An 11141-nucleotide genomic window follows, 5' to 3' on the forward strand; every position below is an offset into this window, starting at 1 on the left:
CATCATCCGGGATCAAAAACCATGGCAATCAGCTTGACCAACAAGACAGTCGCTCTCCCCGCAAGCGGGGAGAGGGATGGATAGTCCGGATGAAGGGCTTCACCGCGCTATCCATCTCCACCTTGCCACTTTGATCCGAACTGATAAGCTACCCACCAGCACACCACAAACTCCGGTGATGCTCGCGCTTTTTGCTGCCATGGGGGTGGGATGGATCAAGGCGCCATGGAAGCAACGAACAGCTCGACTGTCAGCTACGGCACCGAACCGGGATTGCGTTTCGCCTCCCTGCTCGACGGACAGGGCGGCTGCAGGCAGCTCAGCACGGATCAGGTCGGCTCCTGCAAGCCCGGAGAGGGCGTCACCTGGCTGCATTTCGAACGCGATCATCCCGCCACCGCCGATTGGATCACCCACAAGAGCGGCCTTGATCCTTTCGTGATCGAAGCCCTGCTGGAGGAGGAATCCCGTCCGCGCGTCGAACCCGTGGGCGACGGGCTGCTGATCATCCTGCGCGGTGTCTGCGCGACATCGCCGGATGGCACGACGCAGAAGCCCGCCGATATCGACCTCGTGCCCCTTCATCTCTGGGTCGATGGCGACCGCATCGTTTCGCTACGCGACAGCGGCCACTACATCACGGCGCTGCGCGATATCCGCCTGTCGCTGGAAAAGAAAAAGGGTCCGCAGCGCTCAGGCGACCTGCTGGCCCTGATCGGCGACAAGCTGGTGCGCGATCTCGAACCCGTGCTCGACGCCATGGACGAGGAGGTGGATGAGCTTGACGAGCTGATCTTTCATGGCGAAGCCGGCCAGGTGCGCGAGCGCCTGAAGCTTTTGCGTCGGCGGGCCGTGCAGCTTCGCCGATACCTGGCACCGCAGCGCGACGCGCTGAACCGCATCGAACATGACGACGCGCCCTGGCTTGCCGAACGCGACAAGCTGCGCATGCGCGAGGTCATCGACAAGCTGATGCGTTACATCGAATATCTCGACGCCATACGCGACCGCACCAGCATCCTGCATGACGACCTGTCGACCGTCATCAGCGAGCGCATCGCTCGCAACTCCAACCGCCTCGCAGCCCTTGCCGCCCTGCTGCTGCCGCCGAGTGTGGTGGCCGGCCTGTTCGGCATGAATGTCGGCGGCATTCCCGGCGTCAACGACACCTGGGCCTTCGTCGTCATCGTCCTCTTCGTGACCGTTACCTCGATCGCCACCCTCTGGGTGCTGAAGCGCATCAACTGGCTTTAGCCACTGGCTCGCCTTTTCGCGTCCGGACAGGGATTTCAAGCCATTTCCCATCCCGATCAATCGGTTACCTTACTTATTATAACCCCCTAAAAAAGCACTAAAACGAGATTTATGAAGCGAAACTGAAACGCGGCTAGTTTTCGTTTGACATTCCTTTATCTTCATTTATCGTCATTATGGTTTCGGTTTTCGCTTGAGGGGCGTAAAGTGAAACAGGGGGAGGATCCATTGTCCACAGATCGAATCGATAGCAAAAATGGCGCTGCCCGCAGAGCAAGCTGCATTGCCATTTGGCCTGCGCGCCATAGCCTGCGCGAAGGCGGATCTTTTGCATCGAGCTTCAGACGCCGCATTTTCCTAAGAGCATTTCACCATTCGGAATCTGGCACCGGCGCGCAACCGCGCGTGACAAGTGCCGAGCCGGCTTGGGCAAAAAACATCACCCCGTAAGACATAACCGACCCAGAACTATCAATCTCCTCGCAGCGGCATCGACATGCCGCGCATGGAAGGAATCTATCGTGCTTGAACTCAGAAACGTGTCGAAGTCGGTCAGCGGCGAAACGCATATCGCCGAAACGAACCTGACGCTACAGCGCGGCACGCTGAATGTCCTCCTCGGACCGACGCTGTCGGGCAAGACTTCGCTGATGCGGCTGATGGCCGGTCTCGACAAGCCGACGACAGGCACGATCCATGTCGATGACGCCGACGTCACCGGCGTTCCCGTGCAGCGCCGCAACGTTGCCATGGTCTACCAGCAATTCATCAACTATCCGGCGATGACCGTCTACGACAACATCGCCTCGCCCATGCGCCTTGGCGGCACCGACGCGGAGACGATCGACCGGGAGGTAAAGAAGGCCGCCGACCTCTTGCGGCTCGGCCCCTTCCTCGACCGCCTGCCGCTCAGCCTCTCCGGCGGCCAGCAGCAGCGCACGGCGCTGGCCCGCGCCATCGTCAAGAATGCCGGCCTGGTGCTGCTCGACGAGCCGCTCGCCAATCTCGACTACAAACTGCGCGAGGAACTGCGCGCCGAGCTGCCGAAAATCTTCGCCGAATCCGGCGCCATCTTCGTCTACGCCACCACCGAGCCTTCCGAGGCGCTGCTTCTCGGCGGCAATACCGCCACCCTGTCCAAGGGCCGCATCACGCAGTTCGGGCCGACGATCGACGTTTTCCGCAACCCGAAGGACCTGATGACCGCGACCACCTTCGCCGATCCGCCGCTGAACACCATCACACTCAATAAGCGCGGCAACCAGTTCGTGCTGAACGACAGCATTCGCCTGCCCGTACCGCAGGGCCTCGAGGACCGGCCGGACGGCCCCTACACGATCGCCTTCCAGCCACACCATCTGGCGCTGAAGCCGCAAACGCCGGACGCCGTCGCCGCGCCGGCGCGGGTGATGGTGACCGAGATCACCGGTTCGGAAAGCTACATCCACATCGATTTCGCCGACCGGCGCTGGGTGATGCTGACCCAGGGCGTCCAGGACATCGATGTCGACGATGCGATCGACGTCTACATCGACCCGCGCCACATCATGGTGTTCGACACCGATGGCGCCGCCGTTACCCCCGCCCTCCAACGGGCAGCCTGAGGAGAGACACGGCCAATGGCACGTATCGACCTGGATCATATCCGACACGCCTATAACGACCATCCGAAGTCCGACGCGGACTATGCGCTGAAGGAAGTGCATCACAGCTGGGAGGACGGCAGCGCCTATGCGCTGCTTGGGCCGTCCGGCTGTGGCAAGACCACGCTGCTCAACATCGTCTCCGGCTTGGTGCGCGCTTCGGAAGGCCGCATCCTCTTCGACGGCAAGGACGTGACCCGGCTATCGACCCAGGAGCGTAACATCGCCCAGGTCTTCCAGTTCCCGGTCGTCTACGACACGATGACGGTCTATGAAAACCTCGCCTTCCCCTTGCGCAACCGGCACATCCCGGAAGCCGACGTGAAGCGCAAGGTCGACGAGATCATCGAGATGATCGGCCTCTCCGACAGCGCCCATCGCAAGGCGCGGGGCCTGACCGCCGACGCCAAGCAGAAGATTTCGCTCGGTCGCGGCCTGGTGCGCTCCGACGTCAACGCCATCCTGTTCGACGAGCCGCTGACGGTCATCGACCCGCATATGAAGTGGGTGCTGCGCTCGCAGCTGAAACAGCTCCACCGCCGCTTCGGCTTCACCATGGTCTACGTCACCCACGACCAGACGGAGGCACTGACCTTCGCCGACAAGGTGGTGGTGATGTACAATGGCGAAGTGGTGCAGATCGGCACGCCGAACGACCTGTTCGAGCGCCCGCGCCATACCTTCGTCGGCTATTTCATCGGCTCGCCGGGCATGAACGTCCTGCCGATCGAGATCGACGGCCGCAACGCGCGGCTCGGCAATCGCACTATCGCTCTTCCCGGCGCACCCATTGAGCGCCGCGAGGGCCGCTCCGAACTCGGCATCCGCCCGGAATTCGTCCGCCTCGGCCGCGAAGGCATGCCGGCGACAGTCACTCAGGTCGAGGATCTCGGCCGCCGCAAGGTGGTGCGCGCCAAGTTGGACGGACAGGACATCGTCGCCGTCATCGGCGAGGACCAGACCGTGCCGGCTGAACCGCACATCGCTTTCGATCCCGCCGGCATCAATATCTACGCCAACTCCTGGCGCGTCGAGATGGGAGCCTGATCATGGACAAGCCCTGGAACAACAAAGCCTGGTTCATGCTCATCCCCGTCCTGGTGCTTGTCGGCTTCTCGGCCGTCATTCCGCTGATGACGGTGGTGAATTATTCGCTGCAGGACACCTTCGGCAACAACGTCTTCTTCTGGGCAGGGACGCAATGGTTCGAGGAGATCCTTCGTTCCGGCCGCTTCTGGGACGCGATGTTCCGCAACCTGATCTTCTCCTTCGTCATTCTGGCGATCGAGGTGCCGCTCGGCATCCTCATCGCCCTCAACATGCCGAAGAAGGGTGTCGGCGTGCCGGTTTGCCTGGTGCTGATGGCCCTGCCGCTGCTGATCCCGTGGAATGTCGTCGGCACGATCTGGCAGGTATTCGGCCGCAGCGATATCGGCCTGATGGGCTATGTCCTCGTCGGCCTCGGCATCGACTATAATTACGTCTCCGATCCGGTCGACGCCTGGGCGACGATCATCCTCATGGACGTCTGGCACTGGACCAGCCTTGTCGTGCTGCTCTGCTATGCCGGCCTTGCCTCCATCCCCGATGCCTTCTATCAGGCCGCCAAGATCGACGGCGCCTCGCGCTGGTCCGTCTTCCGCTACATCCAGCTGCCGAAGATGAACCGCGTGCTTTTGATCGCCGTGCTGCTGCGCTTCATGGACAGTTTCATGATCTATACCGAACCCTTCGTCGTCACCGGCGGCGGCCCCGGCAATTCCACGACCTTCCTGTCGATCGACCTTGTGAAAATTGCGCTCGGCCAGTTCGATCTCGGTCCGGCAGCGGCAATGTCGCTCGTCTACTTCCTGATCGTGCTGCTGCTGTCCTGGGTCTTCTACACAGTCATGACCAATTATGATGCGGGAGCGACGCGATGAGCGCCAAACCTCTTTCCACCACGGCCGACGACGCAACGATGCATCAATTGGCCGCTTCAAGCTCCACGGCGAACGCACCGGCCACCACGGGCACGCAGTCGGTAAGCCGCCACCGCGAAGAGGGGCGCTGGTCCTGGGTGGTACCGACCCTCTACATCATCTTTTTGCTCCTGCCGATCTACTGGCTCGTCAATATGAGCTTCAAGACCAATGAGGAGATCGTCGGCGGATTGACGCTCTATCCGCATGCGCCGACGCTGCGCAATTACACGATCATCTTCACCGATCCGTCCTGGTACAAGGGCTATATCAACTCGATCACCTACGTCGTCATGAACATGGTGATCTCGGTTGGTTGCGCTCTTCCTGCGGCCTACGCCTTCTCGCGCTACCGCTTCCTCGGCGACAAGCACGTCTTCTTCTGGCTGCTGACGAACCGCATGGCGCCGCCGGCGGTCTTCGCGCTGCCCTTCTTCCAGCTCTATTCGGCCTTCGGCCTGATCGACACCCATATCGCCGTGGCGCTGGCGCACTGCCTGTTCAACGTGCCGCTCGCGGTCTGGATCCTCGAAGGTTTCATGTCCGGAGTACCGAAGGAGATCGACGAGACGGCCTATATCGACGGCTATTCGTTCCCGCGCTTCTTCATCAAGATCTTCATTCCGCTGATCGCCAGCGGCATCGGTGTCGCCGCCTTCTTCTGCTTCATGTTCTCCTGGGTCGAGCTTTTGATCGCCCGCACGCTGACGGTGACCGACGCCAAGCCGATTGCCGCCATCATGACGCGTACGGTCTCGGCCTCGGGCATGGACTGGGGCCTGCTTGCCGCCGCCGGCGTGCTGACCTTGGTCCCCGGCGCACTCGTCATCTATTTCGTCCGCAACTATATCGCCAAGGGCTTCGCGCTCGGCCGCGTCTGAAGGGAGACCATCATGAATACCGATTTTTCCTGGATGGCCTGGACGCTGCCGACAGCGCTGTTCTTCGCGACGATCCTGGCGCTGCTGATCGGCATGGCCGTCTGGGAATATGTTTCGCCCGGCGGCAATCCGCGCACCGGCATCCTGCGCTTTGAAACGACGCGCGGCGATCGGCTGTTCGTCTCGCTGCTCGGCGCCGCCTTCATCCATCTCGCATGGCTGGGTCTGATTGGGCCTAGCCTGTGGTGGGCGGTCGCCCTTTCCGTGGTCTATGCGATCGGCGTCTTCCGCCTGGTCTAGACACGGTTTCAAGGAGTTACCCCGCCCTCTGCCCGTCTTCGGGTATGCGGCGCGGTAAGGAAAGTCGATACAGACGGCCGGGGATCCGGTCGCCTGACAATGCGCTCGCAACCTGTAGGGAGGAATATATGCGACGGAATCTCTTAACAACGACGGCAGTCGTGCTGCTGGCTCTGGCCGGCTCGGCTCAGGCCGGCATGAACGAAGCCAAAACATTCCTGGACAAGGAGATCGGCGACGTTTCGACGCTCTCGCGCGCCGACCAGGAAAAGGAAATGCAATGGTTCGTCGACGCGGCCAAGCCCTTCCAGGGCATGGAGATCAAGGTCGTCTCGGAAACCCTGACCACGCACCAGTATGAATCGCAGGTTCTGGCACCGGCCTTCACCGCCATCACCGGTATCAAGGTCACCCACGACGTCATCCAGGAAGGCGACGTCGTCGAGAAGATCCAGACGCAGATGCAGACCGGCCAGAACCTCTATGACGGCTGGGTCAACGATTCCGACCTGATCGGCACACATTGGCGCTACAAGCAGGTCCGCAACCTGACCGACTGGATGGCCGGCGAAGGCAAGGACGTCACCAATCCCGGCCTCGATATCGCCGATTTCATCGGGACCAGCTTCACCACCGCTCCGGACAAGAAGCTCTACCAGCTTCCCGACCAGCAGTTCGCCAACCTCTACTGGTTCCGTTACGACTGGTTCAACGACGCGAAGAACAAGGCCGACTTCAAGGCCAAGTACGGCTACGAACTCGGCGTGCCGGTCAACTGGTCTGCCTATGAGGATATCGCCGAATTCTTCACCGGCCGTGACGTCAACGGCAAGAAGGTCTTCGGCCATATGGACTATGGCAAGAAGGACCCGTCGCTCGGCTGGCGCTTCACCGATGCCTGGCTCTCCATGGCCGGCAACGGCGACAAGGGCCTGCCGAACGGCCTGCCGGTCGACGAATGGGGCATCAAGGTCGACGCAAACTCGCGTCCGGTCGGCTCCTGCGTCGCCCGCGGCGGCGACACCAACGGCCCGGCCGCCGTCTACTCCATCCAGAAGTATCTCGACTGGTTGAAGGCCTACGCACCGCCGGAAGCCCAAGGCATGACCTTCTCGGAATCCGGTCCGGTTCCGTCGCAGGGCAATGTCGCCCAGCAGATCTTCTGGTACACGGCCTTCACCGCCGACATGGTCAAGCCCGGCCTGCCGGTCATGAACGCCGACGGCACGCCGAAATGGCGCATGGCGCCTTCTCCGCATGGCGTCTACTGGAAGGACGGCATGAAGCTCGGCTATCAGGACGTCGGTTCCTGGACGCTGATGAAATCGACCCCGGTCGACCGCGCCAAGGCCGCATGGCTCTACGCGCAGTTCGTGACCTCGAAGACGGTGGACGTGAAGAAGAGCCATGTCGGCCTCACCTTCATCCGCGAATCCACCATCCGCGACAAGAGCTTCACCAAGCGTGCGCCTGAACTCGGCGGTCTGATCGAGTTCTATCGCTCGCCGGCACGCGTGCAGTGGTCGCCCACCGGCACCAACGTTCCGGACTATCCGAAGCTGGCGCAGCTCTGGTGGCAGGCGATCGGCGATGCCGCATCGGGTGCCAAGAATGCGCAAGGCGCCATGGACGCGCTCTGCGCCGACCAGGAAAAGGTGATGCAGCGCATCGAGCGCGCCGGTGTTCAGGGCGACATCGGTCCGAAGCTCGCCGAGGAGCACGATCTCGCCTACTGGAACGCCGATGCCGTCAAGAACGGCCATCTCGCTCCGCAGCTGAAGATCGCCAACGAGAAGGAAAAGCCGGTCACCGTCAACTACGACGAACTGGTCAAGAGCTGGGCCGACGCGCAGAAGTAAGCCGAGCCTGTGACGCAATAGAGATGCCGGGGCCTGAAAGGGCCTCGGCATTTTTTCGTGATGGCCAAGCACGGAGAACAGCAAAAACCAGCCGCATCGCGACTGTCACAGACTTGACACATTTCCTGCGAGCACGAACTATCCTTATCCGGATCATGGCATCCGAATATATCAGAAACCGTTGATATGCCTCGCGGATTTTCAGCAGCCAATAATCATAAGGAGAACAGCGTGAGAAATGGATATTTGGGGCGCCGGGCGCTCGTGACCGCCATCGGCCTTGCCGCCGCCCTGCCGGCTCTGGCAGCCGACCTGCCCGCGGCCCAGCCCGACGACAATCTCAACGCGGTTCTCTGGGACCAAACCTCGGTCGAGGCCAAGGCAAATGCGCTCGGTGCCTACGCGCTCGGCCGTATCCGGCTTGACGAAGCGCTGGCGGACAAGAACTGGACCGCGGCCCCGGTCGAGCAGACCGGCAACTTCGAGGATTTCCCCCCGGCGATCATCCTCGATGTCGACGACACGGTGCTTAACACATCGCCCTATCAGGCCCACAACATTATCACCGGCACCGGCTTCACGCCGGACAGCTGGACCAAATATGTCAATGCCCAGCAGGACAGCCCCATTCCGGGCTCCGTCGAATTCACGCAATATGCGGCCTCCAAGGGCGTGAAGGTCTTCTACGTCACCAACCGCACCGCCGACGAGGAAGGCCCGACCGTCGAGGAGATGAAGCGCTTCGGCTTCCCGATGGGCGACAATGTCGACACGTTCCTCAGCGCCAAGGAGCAGCCCGACTGGGGCTCGGCCAAGGGCACGCGCCGCGCCTTCATCGCCAAGAACTACCGTATTCTCCTGATGTTCGGCGACAATTTCGGCGACTTCACCGACGACTACAAGGGCACGCTTGAGGAACGCCAGAAGGTCTTCGAAGCCAATGCCGCCCATTTCGGCCACGACTGGATCGCCATCGCCAACCCGACCTACGGCTCGTTCGAAAGCGCGCCCTACAAGGGCGACTACAAGCTGCCGCCTGAAACGCAGCGACAGTTGAAGCAGGATGCGCTGAAGCCCTGGGACGGGAAGTAGGAACCGGTGAAAGCCGCGACTTTAGTCGGGGATGGTGGGAGCAGCTTTGCCCCACCAGGAGTTCAGGCTTGGCGACGAGCGGCGATCCACACTTTGTAGCGGCGGGTGCGTCGGGCAGTCTGCAGCTGGTTGCCGATTAGGGCGAAAAGTGGCGAGACGTTGGGCTTCGGCGCCCGGCCGGCACCGATCCGGCTCAACTGGACCTTGACCACCGCCATCGTGGCCAGGCTTGCGAAGAGCTTCTTCTTCCAGCGCACCTGTGGGATGGCGACATCGAGCATGGCACCCGCGCGCCATTTCATCGGCAATGTCGGCTGGACTGCAAAGGCGGTGGCGATACCGACCACAGAGACGCCGGGCCGCCCATCCTTGGGCTGCAATGCCTGCTCGGCCACGGCAAGGCGCCGGATGCCGCCGGTTACCATGATCGGCATGCGCGCAACCGCGCCGATCTCGCGAGCGAAATCGACGAAATAGGCTTCCCGCGGATTGACGGCACCATCCTGGGGTGCGCCCGCCATGGCAGGGCTCTCGTAGCTGCCGCCGGACAGTTCGACCAGATCGACCGGCAGGTCATTGAGCCAGCGCACCACCTGCACCGCATCCTCCGCCGCGAAACCGCCCTGCTGAAAATCGGCCGAATTGAGTTTCACACCGACGCAGAAACCGGCAGAGACCCGCGCGCGCACCGCCTTGATCACGTCGAGCAGCAGCCGCGCCCGATTGGCCAACGAGCCGCCCCATTCGTCGGTTCGCCGGTTGCTCAGCGGCGAGAGGAACTGGCTGATCAGATAGCCGTGGGCTGCATGGATCTCGACCCCTGTGAAGCCGGCCTCTTCCGCCATCTGAGCGGCAACGGCAAAGCGCTCGACAATGGTCGAGATCTCTTCCGGTCGCAGCGCCCGCGGCGTTGGGAAGAGATGCGAGGCGCCCTCGATTTGAACACCGATGGCGGAAGGCGCCACCGCACCCTGCCCCATCGCCTTCATGACCTGGCGGCCGGGATGGCTGATCTGTAGCCAGGCATGGTTGCCGCCGCTGCGGGCCGCTCGTGCCCATTCCTTGAAGGGCTCCAGCGGCTGGGATGCGTCGAGCACGACGCCACCCGGGCCGGTGAGCGCAGTCGGATCGATCATGACATTACCGGAAAGAATGAGCCCGACCCCACCCTTCGACCAGGCGGCGTAAAGCCGGCCAAGCGCCTTGCCAGGCAAATGCTCGTGATTTGCCATATTTTCCTCCATGGCAGCCTTGGCCAGGCGATTGGTCAACACGGCACCATTCGGCAAGGTCAGAGGCGCGAAGAGGGGCGAAACGGGTACGGCGTCGAACATGCAATAACACTCCGAAATTCTACAGTTGGACAAGCCCTACACCTTCAACCTATATTTAAGGTCAAGCCTAAAAGGAGACATTGCATGAAAATCGGCGAACTGGCCCGGCGTGCCGGAGTCGCCCCCTCGAAAATCCGGTTTCTCGAGGCACGTGGCGTGCTGCGTGCCGATCGGCTGGCGAACGGCTATCGGGACTATGGCGAGGAGGCATTCGCGAACTTGCAGATCATCCTGCAGGCCCAATCGGTCGGTTTCACCCTGAAGGAGATCGAGCGTGCCGTGCTGGAGAATGGTTCTCAGCAACTGGACTGTGCCGACATCCTCGAACGGCTCAAGGCGAAGCTGATCGAGCTTGACCAGCACATCGCGCAATCAACCAACGTGCGCGATCAACTGGTCCGCATGATCGCCGTCTTGTCCGAGCGCGGCGCCGACAACCAGAATGCATCGGGGGATCTGCGGGCTCATGGCGCGATCGAAAGCATGCGGTTATAGCAGCCGCCAGCATCCACATGAGCTGTGGAGGCCGATAAGGCGCGGGTGTGAGGGAGTTCTGGGACGGGAAGTAACGGCAGACTTTGAGGAGAGTGCGATACCCCCTCTGTCCCTATCGGGACATCTCCCCCACAAAGGGGGAGATCGTTAGGTGTTTGCAGCTGCTTTCGTTAGTTCAACGTCGCTCAGTCCCTGCGGATACAATGCTGGTTTGAGGCGAGTCAGCGCCACAGGTTACCAATCTCCCCCCTTAAGGGGCAGGGCTATCGCATATGAGCGAGGAGTTCGGTTAGGAATTGGTCATCCCATCCGGCCTTTTTGA

10 protein-coding genes are annotated in these 11141 nt (G+C 61.7%); 9 read left to right on the plus strand and 1 reads right to left on the minus strand.

Annotation, left to right across the window (positions count from 1 at the left end):
* Window positions 1-225: 225 nt before the first annotated feature.
* The 8 genes from AC1RO0_RS31750 to AC1RO0_RS31785 all read left to right on the plus strand — a co-directional run bounded on the left by AC1RO0_RS31750 (window position 226) and on the right by AC1RO0_RS31785 (window position 8990).
* Entirely contained in the window at window positions 226-1254 is a 1029-nt protein-coding gene (locus AC1RO0_RS31750) for a zinc transporter ZntB (RefSeq protein WP_498596492.1), read from the plus strand.
* Between the two features lie 521 nt (window positions 1255-1775).
* Window positions 1776-2858, plus strand: coding sequence for an ABC transporter ATP-binding protein (locus tag AC1RO0_RS31755; RefSeq protein ID WP_498596493.1), 1083 nt, complete (start codon window positions 1776-1778; stop codon window positions 2856-2858).
* A gap of 15 nt (window positions 2859-2873) precedes the next feature.
* The gene (locus AC1RO0_RS31760) at window positions 2874-3944 is read left to right on the plus strand and encodes an ABC transporter ATP-binding protein (protein ID WP_498596494.1); all 1071 of its coding nucleotides are present in this window, start codon (window positions 2874-2876) and stop codon (window positions 3942-3944) included.
* 2 nt (window positions 3945-3946) lie between these two features.
* Window positions 3947-4819, plus strand: coding sequence for a carbohydrate ABC transporter permease (locus AC1RO0_RS31765; RefSeq protein WP_498596495.1), 873 nt, complete (start codon window positions 3947-3949; stop codon window positions 4817-4819).
* Window positions 4816-5739 carry a carbohydrate ABC transporter permease gene (locus AC1RO0_RS31770; RefSeq protein ID WP_080761182.1) on the plus strand — a complete coding sequence of 308 codons (924 nt, stop codon included), beginning with the start codon at window positions 4816-4818 and terminating at the stop codon, window positions 5737-5739. Before AC1RO0_RS31765 ends, AC1RO0_RS31770 begins: the two co-directional genes overlap by 4 nt.
* Before the next feature lie 12 nt (window positions 5740-5751).
* A complete protein-coding gene (locus AC1RO0_RS31775; protein WP_498596496.1) occupies window positions 5752-6039 on the plus strand; it encodes a DUF2160 domain-containing protein in 288 nt (95 codons plus the stop codon).
* A 128-nt stretch (window positions 6040-6167) separates the two neighbouring features.
* Complete coding sequence (locus tag AC1RO0_RS31780; protein ID WP_498596497.1) at window positions 6168-7898, plus strand: ABC transporter substrate-binding protein; 1731 nt, start codon at window positions 6168-6170, stop codon at window positions 7896-7898.
* Window positions 7899-8129: 231 nt separating this feature from the next.
* On the plus strand, window positions 8130-8990 hold the full coding sequence (locus AC1RO0_RS31785) for a 5'-nucleotidase, lipoprotein e(P4) family (RefSeq protein WP_498596498.1): 861 nt from the start codon (window positions 8130-8132) through the stop codon (window positions 8988-8990).
* 62 nt (window positions 8991-9052) lie between these two features.
* Here AC1RO0_RS31785 and AC1RO0_RS31790 read toward each other — a convergent pair whose 3' ends face one another.
* The gene (locus AC1RO0_RS31790; protein ID WP_498596499.1) at window positions 9053-10324 is read right to left on the minus strand and encodes an NADH:flavin oxidoreductase/NADH oxidase family protein; all 1272 of its coding nucleotides are present in this window, start codon (window positions 10322-10324) and stop codon (window positions 9053-9055) included.
* Between the two features lie 84 nt (window positions 10325-10408).
* On the opposite strand from AC1RO0_RS31790, the gene AC1RO0_RS31795 reads away from it, so the two are divergent.
* Window positions 10409-10819 (plus strand): MerR family transcriptional regulator, encoded by a 411-nt coding sequence (locus AC1RO0_RS31795; RefSeq protein WP_498596500.1) that lies wholly within the window; start codon window positions 10409-10411, stop codon window positions 10817-10819.
* The last annotated feature ends 322 nt before the right edge of the window (window positions 10820-11141 follow it).

It is taken from the genome of Rhizobium sp. GW821-FHT14E12 (genome assembly GCF_058803745.1).